At 70.4% G+C, this 21,041-nt stretch carries 15 protein-coding genes; 9 read left to right on the top strand and 6 right to left on the bottom strand.

Annotated elements, in window-relative coordinates; translation table 11 throughout:
- Positions 1 to 52: 52 nt before the first annotated feature.
- From ACGFR7_RS22610 to ACGFR7_RS22590, 5 genes are all read left to right on the top strand, one after another.
- Entirely contained in the window at positions 53 to 1,750 is a 1,698-nt protein-coding gene (locus ACGFR7_RS22610; protein WP_393322398.1) for a sugar ABC transporter ATP-binding protein, read from the top strand.
- Positions 1,747 to 2,778 carry an ABC transporter permease gene (locus ACGFR7_RS22605; RefSeq protein ID WP_393322033.1) on the top strand — a complete coding sequence of 344 codons (1,032 nt, stop codon included), beginning with the start codon at positions 1,747 to 1,749 and terminating at the stop codon, positions 2,776 to 2,778. Before ACGFR7_RS22610 ends, ACGFR7_RS22605 begins: the two co-directional genes overlap by 4 nt.
- Before the next feature lie 8 nt (positions 2,779 to 2,786).
- Positions 2,787 to 3,788, top strand: a complete 1,002-nt coding sequence (locus ACGFR7_RS22600; protein ID WP_393322030.1) for an aldo/keto reductase — start codon at positions 2,787 to 2,789, stop codon at positions 3,786 to 3,788.
- Positions 3,789 to 3,919: 131 nt separating this feature from the next.
- Positions 3,920 to 4,867: an amidohydrolase family protein gene (locus tag ACGFR7_RS22595; protein WP_393322027.1), complete on the top strand. Its 948-nt coding sequence runs from the start codon at positions 3,920 to 3,922 to the stop codon at positions 4,865 to 4,867.
- Positions 4,868 to 5,084: 217 nt separating this feature from the next.
- Entirely contained in the window at positions 5,085 to 5,900 is an 816-nt protein-coding gene (locus ACGFR7_RS22590; RefSeq protein ID WP_393322025.1) for an SDR family oxidoreductase, read from the top strand.
- Positions 5,901 to 5,942: 42 nt separating this feature from the next.
- On the opposite strand, the gene ACGFR7_RS22585 is transcribed toward ACGFR7_RS22590, so the two are convergent.
- From ACGFR7_RS22585 to ACGFR7_RS22565, 5 genes are all read right to left on the bottom strand, one after another.
- Positions 5,943 to 6,614, bottom strand: coding sequence for a FadR/GntR family transcriptional regulator (locus ACGFR7_RS22585; protein WP_393322022.1), 672 nt, complete (start codon positions 6,612 to 6,614; stop codon positions 5,943 to 5,945).
- A 237-nt stretch (positions 6,615 to 6,851) separates the two neighbouring features.
- Positions 6,852 to 8,456, bottom strand: a complete 1,605-nt coding sequence (locus ACGFR7_RS22580; protein WP_393322019.1) for an FAD-dependent oxidoreductase — start codon at positions 8,454 to 8,456, stop codon at positions 6,852 to 6,854.
- A 2-nt stretch (positions 8,457 to 8,458) separates the two neighbouring features.
- The gene (glpK, locus tag ACGFR7_RS22575) at positions 8,459 to 10,009 is read right to left on the bottom strand and encodes a glycerol kinase GlpK (protein WP_311626713.1); all 1,551 of its coding nucleotides are present in this window, start codon (positions 10,007 to 10,009) and stop codon (positions 8,459 to 8,461) included.
- 49 nt (positions 10,010 to 10,058) lie between these two features.
- Positions 10,059 to 10,847, bottom strand: coding sequence for an MIP/aquaporin family protein (locus ACGFR7_RS22570; RefSeq protein ID WP_393322016.1), 789 nt, complete (start codon positions 10,845 to 10,847; stop codon positions 10,059 to 10,061).
- Between the two features lie 229 nt (positions 10,848 to 11,076).
- Positions 11,077 to 11,841: an IclR family transcriptional regulator gene (locus tag ACGFR7_RS22565; RefSeq protein WP_393322013.1), complete on the bottom strand. Its 765-nt coding sequence runs from the start codon at positions 11,839 to 11,841 to the stop codon at positions 11,077 to 11,079.
- A 270-nt stretch (positions 11,842 to 12,111) separates the two neighbouring features.
- Here ACGFR7_RS22565 and metH point away from each other — a divergent pair, with 270 nt between their 5' ends.
- From metH to ACGFR7_RS22545, 4 genes are all read left to right on the top strand, one after another.
- On the top strand, positions 12,112 to 15,621 hold the full coding sequence (gene metH, locus ACGFR7_RS22560; RefSeq protein ID WP_393322010.1) for a methionine synthase: 3,510 nt from the start codon (positions 12,112 to 12,114) through the stop codon (positions 15,619 to 15,621).
- A 258-nt stretch (positions 15,622 to 15,879) separates the two neighbouring features.
- Positions 15,880 to 16,593: an HAD family hydrolase gene (locus tag ACGFR7_RS22555; RefSeq protein WP_393322007.1), complete on the top strand. Its 714-nt coding sequence runs from the start codon at positions 15,880 to 15,882 to the stop codon at positions 16,591 to 16,593.
- 363 nt (positions 16,594 to 16,956) lie between these two features.
- Positions 16,957 to 18,564, top strand: coding sequence for an ABC transporter substrate-binding protein (locus tag ACGFR7_RS22550; RefSeq protein ID WP_393322005.1), 1,608 nt, complete (start codon positions 16,957 to 16,959; stop codon positions 18,562 to 18,564).
- Between the two features lie 89 nt (positions 18,565 to 18,653).
- The gene (locus tag ACGFR7_RS22545; RefSeq protein ID WP_393322002.1) at positions 18,654 to 20,252 is read left to right on the top strand and encodes an ABC transporter substrate-binding protein; all 1,599 of its coding nucleotides are present in this window, start codon (positions 18,654 to 18,656) and stop codon (positions 20,250 to 20,252) included.
- A gap of 92 nt (positions 20,253 to 20,344) precedes the next feature.
- On the opposite strand, the gene ACGFR7_RS22540 is transcribed toward ACGFR7_RS22545, so the two are convergent.
- Positions 20,345 to 21,016 (bottom strand): response regulator, encoded by a 672-nt coding sequence (locus ACGFR7_RS22540; RefSeq protein ID WP_393322000.1) that lies wholly within the window; start codon positions 21,014 to 21,016, stop codon positions 20,345 to 20,347.
- Positions 21,017 to 21,041: the final 25 nt, after the last annotated feature.

Raw genomic sequence — 21,041 nt, 5'->3', positions numbered from 1 at the left:
CGAGGCGGTGTCCGGACAGCCCGCAGCGGCGGCGCACGGGCCCGGGCCGGCGGTGCACGGGGCCGCGGCGGCGGTGCACGCCGAGGGGATCGTCAAACGCTACGGCCCCACCGTCGCCCTCGACGGCGCCCGGCTGACCGTACGCCCCGGAGAGGCGCACGCCCTCGTCGGCCGTAACGGCGCGGGCAAGTCCACCCTGGTGTCCGTACTGACCGGCATGGCACGCCCGGACGCCGGCCGGGTCACCTTCGGTGGCGCGCCCGCGCCCGGCTGGGGCGACACCGCCGCCTGGCAGCGCAGGGCCGCCTGCGTCTACCAGAAGTCGATGACGGTGCCGGAGCTGACCGTCGCGGAGAACCTTTACCTCGGCCGCTTCCAGGGCGGGCACACCATCCGCTGGCGGGCGCTGCGCGAGCGGGCCCGCGAACTGCTCGCCGAGTACGGCGTCGAGGTCGACCCGGCGGCCCGGATCAAGGAACTCGGCGTCGAGCAAAGGCAGTTCGTGGAGATCGCCCGTGCGCTGTCCTTCGGTGCCCGGCTGATCATCCTCGATGAGCCCACCGCCCGGCTGGACGCCGCCGGCATCGACCGGCTCTTCGGCAGACTACGGGAGTTGCGCGCCCGGGGAGTGGCCTTCCTGTTCATCTCGCACCACCTTCAGGAGGTCCACGAGCTGTGCGACACCGTCACCGTCTTCCGTGACGCCCGGCATGTGCTGACCGCGCCCGTCCCGGGGCTGGCCAAGGACGCGCTGGTGGCGGCGATGACGGGCGAGGAGGCGGGCCCCGCGCGGCGGCCGCGGACGGGCGCGCGCCCGCCCGGGGAGCCGGTGCTGCGCACCCAGGGCCTGGCCGCCGCAGGGCACTTCGCGCCGCTCGACCTGACCGTACGGGCCGGCGAGGTGGTGGGGCTCGCGGGCGCCACGGCCAGTGGCAGCACCGCGATCGGCCGGACGCTGGCGGGGCTGCGTGCCCCCGACGGCGGCCGGATCACGGTGTGCGGGCGGCCGGTCCGTACCGGCAGCGTGCCGCACGCCCTCGCCGCCGGCATCGGCTACGTGCCCGAGGACCGGCACCGCGAAGGGCTCGTCCCGGGCCGCAGCGTCGCCGAGAACGCCACGCTCACCGTCGCCGGCCGGCTCGGGCCGATGGGCACCGTACTGCCGTCCCGGACCCGTGCGTTCGCCCGCCGGATGATCGCGGCCCTGGACATCAGGACCACCGGGCCCGGCCAGCCGGTGTCCGGGCTCTCCGGCGGCAACCAGCAGAAGGTCGTGATCGCCCGTGCGCTGGCCCGCGAGCCCGCCGTGCTGGTCGCCGTCCGGCCCACCAACGGCGTCGACGTCAAGTCCAAGGACGCGCTGCTGGGCGTCGTACGGGAGGTCGCGGACGGTGGCAGCGGCGCCCTGATCGTCTCCGACGAGCTGGACGACCTGCGGGTCTGCGACCGGGTGCTGGCGTTCTTCCACGGCCGGGTGACCGGCGAATTCGCCGCCGGCTGGCGCGATCACGAACTCGTCGCCGCGATGGAGGGCATGGCGGCCGGCGCCGGCGAGGACGCCGGGCCCGGCCCGTCCGGCCCGTCCGGCCCGTCCGGCCCGTCCGGCCCGTCCGGCCCGTCCGGCCCGTCCGGCCCGGTCCGCGATCCCGCGCCGGAGGCCCGCACCACGCGGGGAGCGGCAGGAACGCGGGCAGCGGATGGAACGCAGGGAACGGAAGAAGCGCAAAGAACGGAAGGGACCGCGCCATGACCGAGACCGTATCGCCGCCGGCCACCGACGTGGCGGAGCGCCCGCCGCGCCGGCGGCCCCGGATCGATCCGGCCCGCTGGCGGGATTTCTCCCTGGTGCCGGTGATCTTCGTGCTGGGCGTCATCGGCTTCATCGTGTCGCCCGCGTTCCTCACCCGGGACAACCTCGTCGGCGTCATCCAGCAGTCCACGGAGCTGGGCCTGCTGGTGCTCGGCGAGGCGGTCATCCTCATCAGCGGGCGGATGGACCTGTCGCTGGAGTCCACCATCGGCCTGGCACCGGTGGTCGCCCTGTGGCTGGTGATGCCCGCACACGGCGGCCGCTTCGCCGGGCTGGAACTCTTCCCCGCCCAGGCCGCGATCCCGCTGTGCCTGGCCGTGGGCGCGGCGATCGGCGCCGCCAACGGCTTCCTCATCCTCACCCTGCGGGTCAACGGATTCATCGCCACCCTCGGCATGCTCACCATGCTCCGCGGTCTGCAGGTGGGCCTCTCGGAGGGCCGGTCCATCGGCAATGTCCCGGAGTCCTTCGCCTACTTGGGGCAGGCCGACTGGCTGGGCGTCCCGGCCGCCGTCTGGATCTGCCTCGCCCTCTTCGCGCTCGGCGGCGCGGCCCTCGGCTACCTGCGGCACGGGCGGGCGCTGTACGCCATCGGCGGCAATCCGGAGGCGGCCCGGGCGGCCGGTATCCGGGTGGACCGCCTCACCTGGATCGTGCTGGCCGTCGGCGGCCTGCTCGCCGCCTTCGCGGGCATCCTCTACACCGGCCACTACGGCGCGGTCTCCGCGAGCCAGGGCAACGGCTGGATCTTCCAGGTCTTCGCCGCGGCGGTGATCGGCGGCATCAGCCTCAAGGGCGGCCGGGGCACCCTCTTCGGCGCGCTCACCGGCGTCCTCACGCTCCAGCTCGTCATCAATGTGATGACCCTGGGCGGCGTGCCACCGCTGTGGACCCAGTTCCTCAACGGCATGATCATCATCATCGCGCTGGTCATCTCCCGGTTCACCAGCGGCGAGAAGCAGGACTGAGGCCCGCCATGCACTGTCCCCCGCAGGGACCGAGGAAGCTGGGAGGAACCGGTGTCACCGTCCCGCCCCTGGGGCTGGGCTGCGCACCGCTCGGCAACCTCTACCGCGCCATCCCCGAGGAGCAGGCGCAGCGCGTCGTCCACACCGCCCTCGCCGCCGGCGCCGGCTACTTCGACACCGCCCCGCACTACGGCGTGGGCCTGTCCGAGGAACGCCTCGGCCGGGCGCTGCGCGGCCGCGACCGCGCCGCCTACACCCTCTCCACCAAGGTCGGCCGCCGGCTGCGGCCGCTCGCGCCGGGGGAGCGGGCAGCCGGCGAAGGCTTTGTGGACACCCCCGCCCGGGCCCGGGTACGGGACCTCTCCCGCGACGGGATCCGCGCCACGCTGGACGCGTCCCTGCAGCGGCTCGGCGTGGACGCCGTCGACATCGTCTACCTCCACGACGTGGAGGAGCAGTTGCGGGAGGTGTACGAGACCGGCTACCCGGCCCTTGCCGAGCTGCGCGCCGAGCGCACGGTGCGTGCCATCGGCTTCGGCATGAACCACAGCGGTCTGCTGGCCCGTCTGGTCGCCGACCTGGACGTGGACGTGGTGCTCTGCGCCGGACGCTGGACCCTGCTGGAGCGCACCGCCTTCGACGATCTGCTGCCGGTGTGCGAGCGCCGCGGCACCTCCGTGGTCGTCGGCGGCGTCTACAACTCCGGTCTGCTGGCCGACCCGTCACCCGGCGCGCCCTACAACTACGCGCCCGCGCCACCCGCCGTCCTCGACCGGGCGCGTCAACTCGCCGCTGTCTGCGCGCAGTTCGATATCCCCCTCAAGGCCGCCGCGCTCCGGTTCCCCTTCGGGCACCGTACTGTCGCCTCCGCCGTCGTCGGTGCCGCCGGGCCCGAGGAGATGGCCGAGAATGCCGCGCTGTTCACCCGTCACATCCCGGACGAGCTGTGGCATACGCTCGTCGCCCGCGGCCTGCTCGACGCCGATCTGCCGCTGCCTTTGCACGGCTGAGCCCGACGCCGAGGACACCGAGGCTGAGGACACCGAGGCTGAGGACCCGAGCCCGACGACCCCCGAGCCCGACGACCCCCGAGCCCGACGACCCCCGAGCCCGACGAACCCGACCCCGGAGCGCGCCCCTGATGCGTATCGACGCCCATCACCACCTGTGGGATCCGACCCGGCGCGAGCAGCCATGGATGGACGGGCCGTGGGCCGATCCGATCCGCCGCGGTTACGCGCTGAGCGACCTCACCCCGCATCTGGCCGCGCACGGCCTCGACGGCACGGTCCTCGTCCAGTCGTCGTCCTCGTACGAGGAGACCGCCGAACTGCTCACCCTCGCGGCGGGGGAGGGGCCGGTCACCGGTGTCGTCGGCTGGGCCGACCTCCGTGACCCGGCACTCGACCGGGTGCTCGCGGCGCTGCCCGCCGGACTGGTGGGCATCCGGCACCAGGTGCAGGACGAACCGGACCCCGACTGGCTCCGCCGCCCGGACGTGCTCCGGGGCCTGGGCATCGTCGCCGACGCCGGGCTGGTCTACGACCTGCTGGTCACCCCGCGCGAACTGCCCGCCGCGCACGCCGCCGTACGCGCCGTGCCCCAGCTGTCCTTCGTCCTGGACCACGCCGCCAAACCGGCGGTCGCGGCGGGGGACTGGCAGCCCTGGGCCGGCGCCCTCACCGCGCTCGCCGGGCTGCCGAACGTCAGCTGCAAACTGTCCGGGCTGGTCACCGAGGCCGACTGGGACGCCTGGCGGCCGCAGCAGATCCTGCCCTATGCCCGGCACGTCCTGGAGGCCTTCGGTCCGAACCGGGTGATGTTCGGCTCCGACTGGCCGGTGTGCACGCTGGCGGCCGGCTACGAAGACGTCGTGGCGCTCGCGGAGTCGGCGACGGCCCACCTCGGCCCGGCGGAACGGTCGGACGTCTTCGGGGGAACGGCGGGGCGGGTGTACGGCGTCGGGACGCCGGCCGGGCAGGAGTCACCGTCCACGCAGCAACCCCCGTCCACGCAGGAACCCCCGTCCACGCAGGAGTCACCGGCCCCGCAGGCGGCAGCGGCCCCGCAGGAGTCGCAGGGCCGCTGATGTGGCGTCCGGATTCCGCCAGCTTCGGATTCCGTCTCGCCGGAGGATCGAGTCGCACCACGGAGAACACCGGCAGAGCGGTGTACCGGGTGCGGAATGCGGCCGGCTCCGCGGGACCGCGGACCGCTCCGCAGGATCGCGGACCCCTCCGTGGGACTGCGGACGGCTGCGGACGGCTATGGCCGATGACGGACGACTCGATGCGAAGGTGATGACGATGACGGCGACCGCGACGACGGCGACCGTGATGGCGGCTGTGACGGCGACGGCGGGGACCGCGGCGGCGAACGGCCCCCGGCCGCTCACCGGCAAAGTGGCCCTGGTGACCGGCGGCAGCCGGGGCATCGGGGAGGCAACGGCGCTGCGGCTGGCCGCCGACGGCGCGGCGGTGGCCCTGACCTACCAGAGCCGGCAGGACAAGGCCGGCCAGGTCGTCAGGGAGATCGAGCGGGGCGGCGGGCAGGCCTGGGCGGTACGGGCCGACAGTGGTGACGCGGAGGCGGTGCGGGCCTCGGTGGCCGGCACCGTCGAACGGTTCGGGCGGCTGGACATCCTGGTGAACAACGCGGGCATCGGCGTGCTGGGCCCCTTCGAGGGGATCTCCCTGGACGATGTCGACCGGGTGCTGCGGACCAATGTCCGGGCCCCGTTCCTGGCGGCGCAGGCCGCGGCCGCCCATCTGGCCGAGGGCGGCCGGATCATCTCCATCGGCAGTTGCATGACCGAGCGGGTGGCCTTCCCCGGCGGCACCTTCTACGCCACCAGCAAGGCCGCCCTCTCCGGCCTGACCCGGACCCTGGCCAAGGAACTGGGGCCGCGCGGCATCACCGCCAACCTCATCACCCCGGGCCCCATCGATACCGACATGAACCCGGCCGACGGCGAGAGCGCGACGATGCAGGCCGGGCTCACCGCCCTGGGGGCGTACGGCCGGGCCTGGGACGTCGCGGCGACCGTGGCCCATCTGGCGGGCGAGGGCGGGCGGTACATCACGGGCGCCTCGATCGCGGTGGACGGAGGCTTCGCGGCCTGACCGCGAGCGCCGGAGCAACGAGTGGGAGGGCGGCAACGCGCCTCACAGCGACGCGCGCAACCACTGCTCCACACTGGCGATATGCACCGTCGCCCACGCCCGTGCCGCCTCCGCGTCCCGGTCGCGCAGCGCGCCGAGGATCGCGCGGTGCTCGGTGAGGGTGCGGGTCACCGCGTCCTTCTGCGTCAACCCCCGCCAGATCCTGGCCCGGGTGGTCGGCCCGGACAGCCCGTCCAGCAGTGAGCAGAGCACGGAGTTGCCGGACGCCGCGACGATCTGGCGGTGGAACTCCAGGTCAGAGGCGACCAGATCCTCCACCGAAGGACTCGGCCCCAGGGCGTTCAACTGGGCTTCCAGGGCGTTCAGTTCCTCCAGGCCTATCCGGCCGGCCGCCATGGCGGTGGCGGCCGGCTCCAGGATCCGGCGGACGGCAAGGAACTCCAGCACGGTGTCGTCGCGGTGGAAGTCCACCACGAAGCTCATGGCCTCCAGCAGGAGTTGCGGATCGAGGCTGGTGACATACGTGCCGTCGCCCTGGCGCACATCCAGGATGCGGATGAGGGAGAGCGCGCGGACCGCCTCGCGCAGCGAGTTGCGGGACAGGCCGAGCTCGGCCGCCAGCTCGCTCTCCTTCGGCAGCCGGTCCCCCGGCCGCAGCGCGCCGGAGACGATCATGCCTTTGATCTTCTCGATGGCCTCGTCGGTGACCGCCATGCCGACCTCCCCGCTCGCACCCGCCCGGATACCGCCACCCGGATGCCGTCACAGACATCCGATGTCTGGGCTCATTATGGCCCCGCACACCGCCCCCGTCCGCCCCCGTACGCCGCGCTGTCCATGGGTACGACGGAGGGGGCGGCCCCGTGAACCGCCCCCTCCGTCGTGCGCCGTACGTCACCGTGAGGCGCCGTCAGCCACGTGGCCGCCGTCCGCGGCGGCCGGGTGCCGCCGTCAGCCGGCCAGCATGTCCTTGACCTTGGTCCGCACGTCCTCCGTGTCCAGACCGCGGATCATCAGCGTGGTGCGACGGCGCAGCACATCGTCGACCGTCTCGGCCCACTCGTTGTCCCGGGCGTAGGCGACCTGGGCCCAGATCTCCGGCGCGTCCGGGTGGATGCGCTCGGCCAGCGCCGGGTTCTCGTTCGCGAGCCGGGCGATGTCGAAGGACAGCGAGCCGTAGTGGGTGGCGAGGTGCCGGGCGGTCTCCGGCGCCATCCGCGGACCGGGCGTGCCGCCGTCGACGAGCAGCCGGTGCGCCACCGCGTTCGGGTTGGCGATACCGGGCAGCGGGAGCTTCTTCGGCAGGTGCGCGATCGGCTCCATGTCCTCGGCCAGCGGGTGGCCGGGCAGCGCGGCGAGCTTGTTCATGACCGTACGGCCGATGTGCCGGAAGGTCGTCCACTTGCCGCCGGCCACCGACAGCATGCCGCCGCTGCCCTCGGTCACCACCGTCTCGCGCTTGGCCTTGGAGGTGTCGCCGGGGCCGCCGGGCAGCACCCGCAGACCCGCGAAGGAGTAGGTGATCAGATCGCGGGACAGCTGCTGGTCGCGGACGGAGAAGGCCGCCTCGTCCAAAATCTGGGCGGTGTCCTTCTCGGTGACCGCGACATCCGCCGGGTCGCCCTCGAACTCCTCGTCCGTGGTGCCCAGCAGCAGCATGTCCTCCCAGGGGAGGGCGAAGGTGATGCGGTACTTGTCGATCGGGGTGGCCAGCGCGGCCTTCCAGGGCGCGGTCCGCTTGAGGACCAGGTGCGCACCCTTCGACAGCCGGATGGAGGGAGCCGCGTTCGCGTCCTCCATCTTGCGCAGGTGGTCCACCCACGGGCCGGTGGCGTTGAGCACCAGGCGGGCGTTGACGCCGAACTCCTCGCCCTCCATCCGGTCCTTGAGCTCCGCACCGGTGACCCGGCCCTGGGTGAAGCGCAGGCCGGTGACCTCGGCGTGGTTGAGGACCGTGGCGCCGGCCTCGACCGCCGCACGGACGGTCATCAGGGCCATCCGGGAGTCGTTCATCTGGTCGTCGCCGTACACGGCCACGGCCTTGAGGTTGTCCGTCCGCAGCTCCGGCACGTCGCGCTGCGCCTTGGCCGGGGATATGACGTGGCCGACGCCGTCGCCGAACGCGGACAGCGCGGAGTAGGCGAAGACGCCCGCGCCCAGCTTGGCCGCGCCGTGCGGACCGCCCTTGTAGACGGGGAGGTAGAAGGTCAGGGGGTTGGCGAGGTGCGGTGCCACCTGGCGGGACACCGCACGCCGCTCGAAGTGGTTCTCCGCCACCAGCTTGACCGCGCCGGTCTGCAGGTAGCGCAGACCGCCGTGGAGCAGCTTGGAGGAGGCGGAGGAGGTGGCGCCGGCGAAGTCACCGGCATCCACCAGGGCAACCCGCAGTCCGGCCTGTGCGGCGTGCCAGGCGGTGGAGATGCCCAGGATGCCGCCGCCGATCACCAGGAGGTCGTACGTCGCCTTGGAAAGCTGCTCCCGAGTCTCGGCGCGGCTCGCGTGCGAACCATTGGCCGGGTGCGTCCCGAGTGCCGGGGCGCTCTGCAGGGTGCTCATTTTTACTCCTCGACAGTGCTGTCATCGAGCCAGCCCATGGAACGTTCCACAGCCTTGAGCCAGCTCTTGTACTCGCGGTCACGGGTGGCCGCATCCATCCGGGGGGTCCACTCGGCGGCCCGGCGCCAGTTGGCGCGCAGCTCGTCGGTGCTGGACCAGAAGCCGACGGCCAGTCCGGCCGCATAGGCAGCGCCGAGGCAGGTCGTCTCGGCGACCATCGGGCGCACCACGGGGGCGTCCAGGAAGTCCGAGATGGTCTGCATCAGCAGGTTGTTGGAGGTCATACCGCCGTCGACCTTGAGTGCGGTCAGCTCGACGCCCGAGTCCTTGGTCATGGCGTCGGTGATCTCGCGGGTCTGCCAGGCGGTGGCCTCGAGCACGGCGCGCGCGATGTGCGCCTTGGTGACGTAGCGGGTCAGGCCCGCGATGACGCCGCGCGCGTCCGAGCGCCAGTAGGGGGCGAACAGGCCGGAGAAGGCCGGCACGAAGTACGCGCCGCCGTTGTCCTCGACCGTGCTGGCCAGGGTCTCGATCTCGGCCGCGCTGTTGATCAGGCCCATCTGGTCGCGCATCCACTGGACGAGCGAGCCGGTGACGGCGATGGAGCCTTCCAGGGCGTAGACCGGCTGCTGGTCGCCGATGCGGTAGCCGACCGTGGTCAGCAGGCCGTTGTAGGAGTTCACCGGCTCGTGGCCGGTGTTCATCAGCATGAAGGTGCCGGTGCCGTACGTGGACTTGGCCTCGCCCTGCTCGAAGCAGGTCTGGCCGAACAGCGCGGCCTGCTGGTCACCGAGCGCCGAGGCGACCGGGACACCGGCCAGCACACCGCTGGTGGTGCGGCCGTAGACCTCGGCGGAGGACTTGATCTCCGGCAGGACGGCCGCCGGGATCTCCATCGACGTGAGGATCTTCGGGTCCCACTCCAGGCGGTGGAGGTTCATCAGCATGGTGCGCGAGGCGTTGGTGACGTCGGTGACGTGCACGCCGCCGTCGACCCCGCCGGTCAGGTTCCAGATGACCCAGGAGTCCATGGTGCCGAAGAGGATGTCGCCGCGCTCGGCGCGCTCGCGCAGGCCCTCGACGTTGTCGAGCAGCCAGCGGATCTTCGGGCCGGCGAAGTACGAGGCCAGCGGCAGGCCGGTCTCGCGGCGGAAGCGGTCCTGGCCGACGTTGCGGCCGAGCTCCTTGCAGAGCGCGTCGGTGCGGGTGTCCTGCCAGACGATGGCGTTGTGGACCGGCTCACCGGTGGTGCGGTCCCACAGGAGGGTGGTCTCGCGCTGGTTGGTGATACCGATCGCCTTGACGTCGGCGGCGGTGAGCCCGGCCTTGTGGACGGCGCTGTCGACGACCTGCTGGACGTTGTTCCAGATCTCGGTGGCGTCGTGCTCGACCCAGCCCGGCTTCGGGAAGATCTGCTCGTGCTCCTTCTGGTCGACCGAGACGATCCGGCCGTCCTTGTCGAAGACGATGCAGCGGCTGGACGTGGTGCCCTGGTCGATGGCCGCGATGAACGGGCCGTGGCCGTGCGAGGCGGTGCTGGGGGTGTCGCTCATGGTGTGCTCCAAGAAATCGGTGCGGGCGGAGTCGGGGCGGTCAGGCGGCTCAGGCGAACGCCACCTGGTAGATACCACCGGCGAGGGCTCCGCCGATGAGCGGGCCGACGACCGGGACCCAGGCGTAGCCCCAGTCTGAACCGCCCTTGTTCCGCAGCGGCAGAAGCGCGTGCACGATGCGCGGGCCGAGGTCGCGGACCGGGTTGATGGCGTACCCGGTCGGACCGCCGAGCGACAGGCCGATGCCGGTGACGACCAGCGCGACCAGCAGGGTGCCGATGACGCCGACGCCCTTCCCGTTGTCGCTCAGACCGAGCGTGAGGATCGACAGCACGAGCACGGTGGTGGCGATGATCTCGGTGGCCAGGTTCTGCACCGCGTTCCGGATCTCCGGGCCGGTGGAGAAGATGCCGAGGACCGGTCCGGCCGACGGGGCGGTGGACTGGTCGACCAGTCCCTCCTCGCCGGTGTGGTCGGCCAGCACCTCGGGATCGCTCAGATGGGCCTGGAACTGCCCGTAGTAGGTGATCCACACCAGCACCGCGCCGATCATGGCGCCGAGCATCTCGCCGCCGAAGTAGACCGGCACCTGGTTCCACTCGATGCCGCCCTGGATGGCGATACCGATGGTGACCGCGGGGTTGAGGTGTGCGCCGGACTTCGCGGCGATGTAGGCACCCGTCAGGACGGCGAAGCCCCACCCGAAGGCGATAGCGACCCATCCGGCGTTGAACGCCTTGGAGCGCTTGAAGGTGACGGCGGCGCAGACGCCACCGCCGAGCAAGATCAGAACAGCGGTACCGATGGTTTCGCTGATGAAGATGTCGGAGCTGGACACCCGCGACTCCTTTGTCCTTCGTCCAGGGGAAGACGAACCCCGGGTCCCGTCCGGTGGTCCGCGCCCTCCGAGAGGGCGATGGTCGGCCCGCGGCAATGCCCCACCATAGCGAATATTGCCGTTAGGTGTTCGACAATGCCGACCGACGAACGGCAGTTTTGTTCACCGGTAGAACCCCGTCAAGGGTTCCGTGGCGAAAAACTTAGGTGAACTTATGGGGTGAATACGGTCAGAATCGCCCTGCGCCAAGATCCCGGGACACGGCGCGTGCGCAATCCCTCACAGCCGCGATGATTTCCGGCCGCAGATCGCCCTCCTGGCAGACCCGCTCGACCGCCCCGGTGACGCCCACCGCACCCACCGGCATGCGCCGCCGGTCATGGATCGGCGCGGCCACCGACGCCACGCCCTCCCAGGTCTCCTCCACGTCCGCGGCCCAGCCCCGCGCCCGGATCAGGTCCAGCAGCCGCTCGAAGTCCCCCAGCCCGGTCACCGTGTGCGGCGTGAACGCCGTCCGGTCCGCCTCGACGATCTCGCTGTGCGCCACCGGGTCGTACGCCGACAGCACCTTGCCCAGCGCGGTGCTGTGCAGCGGGTGCATCGCGCCCACCTCCAGCACCTGCCGGCTGTCGTCCGGGCGGAAGACGTGGTGGACGATCAGCACCCCCTGCTGGTGCAGGACGCCCAGGTAGACGGCCTCGCCGCTGGAGCGGGCCAGATCGTCGGTCCACACGAGGGCCCGGGCGCGCAGCTCGTGCACGTCCAGATAGCTGTTGCCCAGCCGCAGCAGCTCCGCGCCCAGCTGGTAGCGGCCGGACGCGACGTCCTGCTCGACGAAGCCCTCCTGCTGCAGGGTGCGCAGGATTCCGTGGGCGGTGCCCTTGGCCAGTCCCAGCGAGGAGGAGATGTCGGAGAGCCCCAGTCGCCGTTCCCCTCCTGCGAGCAGCCGCAGCATCGCTGCGGCGCGCTCCAGCGACTGGATGGTGCGTGCCATCGGGCAACCTCCGAAGTGTGCGGTTCGACAATGCTGAACGATATCGGTCCATGCCGACTGGAGTCAGCGTTCCGCGACCTTTTGCTGGGCGAACGGAGTCTGCCAACGATCACGGAAGGTGCGCGCAGGGGGGTGGAAGGGGGGCGGAGCAGTGCTGTCCACGGCGTGGAACGGGGAACACGTGTACCGGACCGGCAGCTACGCTGGCCGGGTGCGCCCTCTGAAGGTGGGTGCAAAGCCGACAGCCGTCGCAACCACGGGAGCATCTCCATGGCCTCGAACACGCCATCGCCCATCAGCACGACCCGCGTCGAATCGTTCCGTGAGGCCCTGGCCTCGCGGGTGGTCGTCGCGGACGGCGCGATGGGCACCATGCTGCAGGCGCAGGATCCGTCCATGGAGGACTTCCAGCAGCTGGAGGGCTGCAACGAGATCCTCAACATCACCCGGCCCGACATCGTGCGCTCGGTGCACGAGGAGTACTTCGCGGTCGGTGTCGACTGCGTGGAGACCAATACCTTCGGTGCGAATTTCGCCGCGCTCGCGGAGTACGACATCCCCGAACGGGTTTTCGAGCTGTCGGAGTCCGGTGCGCGGATCGCCCGTGAGGTGGCCGACGAGTTCACCGCCTCCACCGGGCAGCAGCGCTACGTCCTCGGCTCCATGGGGCCCGGCACCAAGCTGCCGACGCTGGGCCACGCCCCGTATGTCACGCTGCGTGACGCCTACCAGCAGAACGCCGAGGGCATGATCGCCGGCGGCGCGGACGCCCTGCTGGTGGAGACCACCCAGGACCTCCTGCAGACGAAGGCCGCCATTCTCGGCGCCCGCCGGGCGCTCAAGGCCACCGGCACCGACCTGCCGGTGATCTGTTCGGTGACCGTGGAGACGACCGGCACCATGCTGCTCGGTTCGGAGATCGGTGCCGCGCTGACGGCGCTGGAGCCGCTGGGCATCGACATGATCGGCCTGAACTGCGCCACCGGCCCCGCCGAGATGAGCGAGCACCTGCGCTACCTGGCCCGGCACTCCCGTGTCCCGCTGGCGTGCATGCCGAACGCGGGGCTGCCGGTGCTGGGCAAAAACGGGGCGCACTATCCGCTGACGGCCGAGGAGCTGGCCGACGCCCAGGAGACCTTCGTCGCCGAGTACGGCCTCTCCCTGGTCGGCGGCTGCTGCGGTACGACGCCGGAGCATCTGCGGCAGGTCGTCGAGCGGGTCCGCGGCACCGCCCCCACCGCCCGTGAGCCGCGCCCCGAGCCGGGCGCCGCCTCGCTGTACCAGACGGTGCCGTTCCGCCAGGACACCTCGTATCTGGCGATCGGCGAGCGGACGAACGCCAACGGGTCGAAGAAGTTCCGGGAGGCGATGCTGGAGGGCCGCTGGGACGACTGCGTGGAGATGGCGCGCGACCAGATCCGTGAGGGCGCGCACATGCTCGACCTGTGCGTCGACTACGTGGGCCGCGACGGCGTCGCGGACATGGAGGAGCTGGCCGGCCGGTTCGCCACCGCCTCCACCCTCCCCATCGTGCTGGACTCCACGGAACTGAACGTCCTCCAGGCCGGGTTGGAGAAGCTCGGCGGCCGCGCGGTCCTCAACTCCGTCAACTACGAGGACGGCGACGGACCCGAGTCGCGCTTCGCGAAGGTCACCGCGCTGGCCGCCGAGCACGGCGCGGCGCTGATCGCGCTGACCATCGACGAAGAGGGGCAGGCCCGCACCGCCGAGCACAAGGTCGCCATCGCCGAGCGGCTGATCGAGGACCTGACGGGCAACTGGGGAATCCACGAGTCGGACATCCTCATCGACTGCCTGACCTTCACCATCTGCACCGGCCAGGAGGAGTCCCGGGGTGACGGCATCGCCACCATCGAGGCGATCCGCGAGCTGAAGAAGCGCCATCCGGACGTCCAGACCACGCTCGGTCTGTCGAACATCTCCTTCGGCCTGAACCCGGCCGCGCGCATCGTCCTCAACTCCGTGTTCCTGCACGAGTGCGTCAAGGCCGGCCTGGACTCCGCGATCGTGCACGCGAGCAAGATCCTGCCGATCGCGCGGCTGGAGGAGGAGCAGGTCAAGGCCGCCCTCGACCTCGTCTACGACCGGCGCAGCGAGGGCTACGACCCGCTGCAGAAGCTGATGGAGCTGTTCGAGGGCGTCAACACCAAGTCGATGAAGGCCGGGCGGGCCGAGGAACTTCTCGCCCTGCCGCTGGAGGAGCGCCTCAAGCGGCGCATCATCGACGGTGAGAAGAACGGCCTCGACACGGACCTGGAGGAGGCCCTGCAGGACCGTCCGGCCCTCGACATCGTCAACGACACCCTGCTGGAGGGCATGAAGGTCGTCGGTGAGCTGTTCGGCTCGGGGCAGATGCAGCTGCCGTTCGTGCTGCAGTCCGCCGAGGTCATGAAGACCGCGGTGGCCTACCTGGAGCCGCACATGGAGAAGTCGGACGACGAGGGCAAGGGCACCATCGTGCTGGCCACCGTCCGCGGCGACGTGCATGACATCGGCAAGAACCTCGTCGACATCATCCTGTCCAACAACGGCTACAACGTGGTCAACCTCGGCATCAAGCAGCCGGTCTCGGCGATCCTGGAAGCCGCCGAGGAACACCGCGCCGATGTCATCGGGATGTCCGGCCTGCTGGTCAAGTCCACGGTGATCATGAAGGAGAACCTGGAAGAGCTCAACCAGCGCAAGATGGCGGCCGACTTCCCCGTCATCCTCGGCGGCGCCGCGCTGACCCGCGCCTATGTCGAACAGGACCTCCACGAGATCTACGAGGGCGAGGTCCGCTACGCCCGCGACGCGTTCGAGGGCCTGCGCCTGATGGACGCCCTGATCGCCGTCAAGCGCGGTGTGCCCGGCGCCACCCTCCCCGAACTCAAGCAGCGCCGGGTGCCCAAGCGGGACACGGCCGTGCTGGAGGTCGAGGAGCCCGAGGGCGCGGTGCGCTCCGACGTCGCCATCGACAACCCGGTCCCCGAGCCGCCGTTCTGGGGCACCCGCGTCGTCAAGGGCATCCAGCTCGCCGACTATGCGTCCTGGCTGGACGAGGGCGCCCTCTTCAAGGGGCAGTGGGGCCTCAAGCAGGCCCGCACCGGCGACGGCCCGACGTACGAGGAGCTGGTGGAGACCGAGGGCCGCCCCCGGCTGCGCGGCTGGCTCGACAAGCTCCAGACCGAGAACCTGCTGGAAGCCGCCGTCGTGCACGGCTACTTCCCGTGTGTGTCCAAGGGCGAGGACCTGATCCTGCTGCACGAGGACGGCACCGAGCGCACCCGCTTCACCTTCCCCCGCCAGCGCCGCGGCCGGCGCCTGTGCCTGGCCGACTACTTCCGCCCCGAGGAGACCGGCGAGAGGGATGTCGTCGGCCTCCAGGTCGTCACGGTCGGCTCCAAGATCGGCGGCGCCACCGCCGAACTCTTCGAGGCCAACTCCTACCGCGACTACCTCGAACTCCACGGCCTGTCCGTCCAGTTGGCCGAAGCCCTCGCCGAGTACTGGCACGCCCGGGTCCGCGCCGAGCTGGGCTTCGCGGGCGAGGACCCGGCCGACGTCGAGGACATGTTCGCGCTCAAGTACCGCGGCGCGCGCTTCTCGCTGGGCTACGGCGCCTGCCCCGACCTGGAGGACCGCGCCAAGATCGCCGACCTGCTGCAGCCGGAGCGGATCGGCGTCGAGCTCTCCGAGGAGTTCCAGCTGCACCCCGAGCAGTCCACCGACGCCATCGTCATCCACCACCCGGAGGCGAAGTACTTCAACGCCCGGTAGCGGGGCGAACCCGGCGCGAACCCGAAGCGAACCGGGAGGCCCGGGAGCACCACGGGGCGTCGTGACGCCCGGTGATCCGGCGTGAGCGGATCAGAGCCGCTCCGGAAACCCTCCGGAACGGCTCTGACCTCCGTCACCACGCATTCCGGCCCGTACCGTCGTACACTTATCGGTCCGGTAGTGGCCGGTCGTTTCCCCAGCCGGGGATGGCGACCGGCCCTTTCGTCCCTTCGGGGACGTCGCAACGGAGGTGGATGGATGACCAGCAGCATCCCCGCAGTCGGCACCCGAACGGCCGAAGCCGCGACCCTCCAAGCCGTATTCCTCGATCTGGACGGCACGCTCGTCGACACCGAGGGATTCTGGTGGGAGGCGGAGGCGGAAGTCTTTGCCGAGCTCGGCCACATCCTCGACGACGGCCACCGCGAGGTCGTGGTCGGCGGCCCGATGACCCGCAGCGCCGGGTATCTGATTCAGGCCACCGGCGTCGACATCAGCCTGACCGAGCTCAGCGTGCTGCTCAACGCCGCCTTCCTGGCCCGGATCGGGCGCGGCGTCCCCCTGATGCCGGGCGCCCGCAGGCTGCTGGCGGAGCTCGCCGCCCACGAGGTGCCGACCGCGCTGGTCTCGGCCTCGCACCGCGCCATCGTCGACCAGATGCTGCACTCCCTGGGCCCGGAGAACTTCCGGCTGACCCTGGCGGGCGACGACCTGGAGCGCACCAAACCGCACCCGGACCCGTACCTGACGGCCGCCGCGCGCCTGGGGGCCGACCCGGCGTGCTGCGCGGTCATCGAGGACACGCTGACCGGTGTGACCGCAGGTGAGGCCGCGGGCTGCCCGGTCGTCGCGGTGCCCTCGGTGACGCCGATCCCGCCGGCCGCCGGCCGTACGGTCGTGCCCTCGCTGGAAGAAGTCGATCTGCCATTTCTCCGTACGCTCATCACGGAAAGCCGCGGAGTCGTGCACTGAGCGTGTCCCGGAGAATGCCCCTCAGAACCGAGGGCAGCGGCCCGCTCATTTTCCGTGACGAATGCGCTGACTGAATTCCGGCCTCGCCGCGGATCCTTGAACGCGTGACGTTTCTCACGTGCCGGGCCGTCGACAGTGGAACCCATGGGTGTTCCAGAGGGGCTGCCGGGGGGTTTGAGCGGGGGTAAGTGTCCGGATTGGTGGAGCAACGCGCGAATCGTTCCACCGTCCGGATATCGATCACCCGCCCGTCGTTATCCGGAGCCCATATCGAATCAACTCCTTTGTGTCCGAGAGTGGCTGGCCGTTCCTACTAATGTCGACGCGAGCAACACCTCTGCGCTGATAAGGAACCTGCCGACGATGAATCGCAAGACCCTGGTGCTGCCGGCGCTGGCCGGTCTCCTCGCCCCCGTTCTCGCAGCCTGTGGCAGCACGGACGGCGCGGGCGAAGGCGGCGATCCGATCGTCGTGGGAGTCTCCACCGAGATCGAGGCGACCAAGGCGGCGCCCGCGCCGCTCGACCCGGCGCAGGCCTATGACGTCGATGCGTGGAACATGCTGCGCGGCACCCTCCAGACGCTGATGCGGCTGCCCAGGACCGGCACCGCGCCGGTGCCCGAGGCCGCCGAGTCCTGCGGGTTCCGCGACACCCAGAACGAGCAGTACCGCTGCACCCTGCGCAGTGGCCTGAAGTTCTCGAACGGGCACGCCCTGACGGCACAGGACGTCAAGTTCTCCCTCGACCGTATGCGGACCATCAACAACACCAACGGTCCGGTCGCGCTGCTCGACGACATCGACAAGGTCGAGGCGCCCAGCGACAAGGAGGTGGTCTTCCACCTCCGCCGGCCGGATGCCACCTTCCCGCAGAAGCTCGCCACCCCCGCCGCGGCCATCGTGGACAGCGAGGTGTACCCCAAGGGCCGCCTCTACAGCGGGTACGACGTGGTCGGCTCCGGGCCGTACACGCTGAAGACGGAACGCAAGAACAACCGCATCACCAAGGCCACCTTCACCAAGAACCCCAACTACAAGGGCGGGGTGAACGTGAAGAACGACAAGATCGAGATGCGCTTCTTCGTCGACACCAAGGCCACGGAGCAGGCGCTGCGCAAGGGTGATGTCGACCTGATGTACCGCGGGCTGTCGCCCGACCAGATCAGGGGCCTGCAGAACTCCCAGGACAAGCACATCATGATCCAGGAGATGCCGGGGCAGGAGATCCGTTACCTCGCCTTCAACACCAAGGACCCGGCCGTCTCCAACAAGGCCGTGCGGAAGGCGATGGCGCAGATCGTCAACCGCTCGGAGCTGGTGCGCGACGTCTACTCCTACACCGGCGACCCCCTCTACTCGATGGTCCCCACCGGCCTCACCGGTCACATCAACTCGTTCTTCACCAAGTACGGGAACCCCAGTGTGACCGCGGCCCGCAAGACGCTGCAGCAGGCGAACGTCACCACCCCGGTGAAGTTCACCCTCACCTACACCACGAACCACTACGGCTCCAGCACCGCCAAGGAAGTCCGTGCGCTGCAGCGCCAGCTCAACAGCACCAAGCTTTTCGACGTCAGCGTCAAGGGCGTCGACAGCTGGCAGCAGTTCCGGACCGACTCCCTGCACGGCAAGTACAGCGTCTACAACATGGGCTGGTTCGCGGACATCCCGGACCCCGACAACTACATCGCGCCGTTCATCGGCAAGCAGAACTTCCTCGGCTCCCCCTACCGCAACCCCAAGATCGAGTCGCAGCTGATCCCGGACAGCCGGCAGCAGACCGACCGCAACGCCGCCGCGGCCAACTTCAAGCAGGCGCAGGACCTCATCGCCGACGACGTACCGCTCCTCCCGCTGTGGCAGGGCAAGCAGTACGTGGTCGCCCGCGATGACGTCACCGGCATCGAGTGGGCCCTCAACTCCTCCTCGTCGCTGCAGATCTGGGAGCTCGGCCGCGGCGTCGCCGACTGAGCCCGCGGTTCCGGCCGATGCAGTACACCCCCGCCACGGCCTTCCCGCCGCGGCCCGACAGGCACCACCCAGAACGTGAGGACCGTTTAGTGAGGAAGCGTGACCAGTGGCTGGCCGCCCCGATCGGAGCGGGGCTGGCCACAGCTCTGCTCGCGGTCGCCGGGTGCGGCACGGACGACTCGGGGGCGGCCGGCACCGGCGAGCCCGTGGTCATGGGAATGACGGACAAGGTCCAGTCCACCGACCCGGCATCGGGCTACGAGCCGGGATCATGGCTGTTGTTCAACAACGTCTTCCAGTCCCTGCTGAGCTTCCCCAAGGGAGGCACCACCCCCGAGCCGGAGGCCGCCGAACGCTGCGGTTTCACCGACGGCGACAGCAAGGTCTACCGCTGCACCCTCAAGGACGGCCTCAAGTTCAGCAACGGTGACGCGCTGACCTCCAAGGACGTCAAGTACTCCTTCGACCGCACCCGGCGCATCAAGGACCGTGACGGCCCCGCCGTGATGTTCTCCGCGCTCGACAGGGTCGAGGCGCCGGACGCCAAAACCGTGATCTTCCGGCTGAAGACGCCCGACGCGACCTTCCCGATGAAGATAGCCTCCGGCGCCGGCTCGATCGTCGACCACGCCGACTACCCCGCCGACCGGTTGCGCGCCGACGGCAAGGCCACCGGCTCCGGCGTCTACACCCTCAAGGAGTACAGCTCCCAGAAGGCCGTCTTCGGGGTCAACGGCTCGTACAAGGGCCCCGCCAAGGTCAAGAACTCCGGGATGACCGTGAAGTTCTTCAACCGCCCCGAAAAGCTCAAGACGGCCGTCGAGAAGGGCGATGTCGACGTCGCCTACCGCGGCCTGTCCATGAAGGACCTCGCGGCACTCGACAACGCCTCGCTGGACCAGCAGCACGGCACCCAGGTCGTCGAGGGCGCCAGCGCCGAGGTCATGCACCTGGTCTTCAACCTCAAGGACCCGGTCGCCGGCAAACTGGGTGTCCGCAAGGCGATCGCCTACCTCTTGGACCGCTCGAGCCTGGTCCGGGACGTCTACCAGCGCACCGCGGTGCCGCTGTACTCGATCGTCCCGGCCGGCATCACCGGCCACAGCACCTCCTTCTTCAACACCTACGGCGACAGCCCGAAGCCCGATAAGGCGAAGGACGCGCTGCGCCAGGCCGGCTTCAACGGCAAGGTGCCGCTCACCCTGTGGGCCACCCCCGACCGCTTCGGCCCCGGCACCGTCCCGGCCTTCCAAAAAATCGCCCAACAGCTGAACACCAGCGGCCTGTTCGACGCCAAGGTGCGCACCCTGCCCACCAAGCAGTATGAGCAGGGCGTGGCCTCCGGCCGGTTCGGTGTCTACGTCAAGGGCTGGATCCCCGACTATCCGGACCCCGACAACTTCACCGCGCCGTTCTTCGGCAAGGACAGCGTGGTGGCCAACCACTACAGCTCGCCCACCATCACCGGGCATCTGCTGCCCAAGACGGCCGACCAGCCGGACCGGGGCGCCACCAAGTCCGAGTTCCGGCAGCTGCAGGACATCGTCGCGCAGGACGTGCCGATGATCCCGCTCTGGCAGGGCAAGCAGTACGCGGTGGCCCGCGAAGGGGTCTCCGGCCTGGAATGGACCCTGGACCCCTCGACCGTCTTCCGGTTCTGGGAGATCAGCAAGTCGGCCGAGACCTGACCGGACCTGTCACACGGCGGCGGGCCGGCCCGGGGAGTTTCCCGGGCCGGCCCGCCGCCGTCCGTCTGCCGGGCCGTCAGGCCCGCGCCGGCCTACTGGGCGCCGGGGCGCACCAGCCCGCTTTCGTACGCGTACACCGCCGCCTGCACCCGGTCGCGCAGCCCCAGCTTCGTCAGCACGTGACCCACATGCGTCTTCACCGTCGTCTCGCTCACGAACAGATCCGCGGCGATCTCCGCATTCGACAACCCGCGCGCCACCAGCTTCAGCACCTCCACCTCGCGTTCGGTGAGGGTGTGCAGCGTGTCCGGCACCGGTTCCTCGCCCGACGGCAGATGCCCGGCGTACTTGTCCAGCAGCCGGCGCGTGATGCTCGGCGCGAGCATCGCCTCGCCGCCCGCCACCACCCGGATCGCCTGCACCAGCTCATGGGCCGGCGCGTCCTTGAGCAGAAAGCCGCTCGCCCCCGCCCGCAGCGCCTCGACGACGTACTCGTCCAGATCGAACGTCGTCAGCACCAGCACCTTCGCCGGGCCGTTCTTCGCCGGCCCGGTGATCTGCCGGGTCGCCTCGACGCCGTCCATCCGGGGCATCCGGATGTCCATCAGCACCACATCGGGCTGCAGCGCCCGCACCTGCTCCAGCGCCTGCAGACCGTCACCGGCCTCCCCGACCACCGCCAGATCCTGCTCCGCCTCCAGAATCATCCGGAATCCCGTACGCAGCAGGGGCTGGTCGTCGACCAGCAGGACGCGGATGGCCACAAGCTCTCCTTTGACAGGCCTGTCC

The sequence above is a fragment of the Streptomyces sp. NPDC048516 genome, from assembly GCF_043199875.1.
Classification (GTDB): domain Bacteria; phylum Actinomycetota; class Actinomycetes; order Streptomycetales; family Streptomycetaceae; genus Streptomyces.
The sequence above is the reverse complement of the archived record's forward strand: the minus strand, read 5'-3'. Positions and strand labels throughout refer to the sequence as shown.

What these genes read in the sequence shown, in the direction of transcription:
- ACGFR7_RS22605 (WP_393322033.1), top strand. Translation starts at nt 1,747, where the DNA reads ATGACCGAGACCGTATCGCCGCCGGCCACCGACGTGGCGGAGCGCCCG.
- ACGFR7_RS22580 (WP_393322019.1), bottom strand. Translation starts at nt 8,456, where the DNA reads ATGAGCACCCTGCAGAGCGCCCCGGCACTCGGGACGCACCCGGCCAAT.
- ACGFR7_RS22565 (WP_393322013.1), bottom strand. Translation starts at nt 11,841, where the DNA reads ATGGCACGCACCATCCAGTCGCTGGAGCGCGCCGCAGCGATGCTGCGG.
- ACGFR7_RS22600 (WP_393322030.1), top strand. Translation starts at nt 2,787, where the DNA reads ATGCACTGTCCCCCGCAGGGACCGAGGAAGCTGGGAGGAACCGGTGTC.
- ACGFR7_RS22590 (WP_393322025.1), top strand. Translation starts at nt 5,085, where the DNA reads ATGACGGCGACCGCGACGACGGCGACCGTGATGGCGGCTGTGACGGCG.
- glpK (WP_311626713.1), bottom strand. Translation starts at nt 10,009, where the DNA reads ATGAGCGACACCCCCAGCACCGCCTCGCACGGCCACGGCCCGTTCATC.
- ACGFR7_RS22550 (WP_393322005.1), top strand. Translation starts at nt 16,957, where the DNA reads ATGAATCGCAAGACCCTGGTGCTGCCGGCGCTGGCCGGTCTCCTCGCC.
- metH (WP_393322010.1), top strand. Translation starts at nt 12,112, where the DNA reads ATGGCCTCGAACACGCCATCGCCCATCAGCACGACCCGCGTCGAATCG.
- ACGFR7_RS22595 (WP_393322027.1), top strand. Translation starts at nt 3,920, where the DNA reads ATGCGTATCGACGCCCATCACCACCTGTGGGATCCGACCCGGCGCGAG.
- ACGFR7_RS22555 (WP_393322007.1), top strand. Translation starts at nt 15,880, where the DNA reads ATGACCAGCAGCATCCCCGCAGTCGGCACCCGAACGGCCGAAGCCGCG.
- ACGFR7_RS22585 (WP_393322022.1), bottom strand. Translation starts at nt 6,614, where the DNA reads ATGGCGGTCACCGACGAGGCCATCGAGAAGATCAAAGGCATGATCGTC.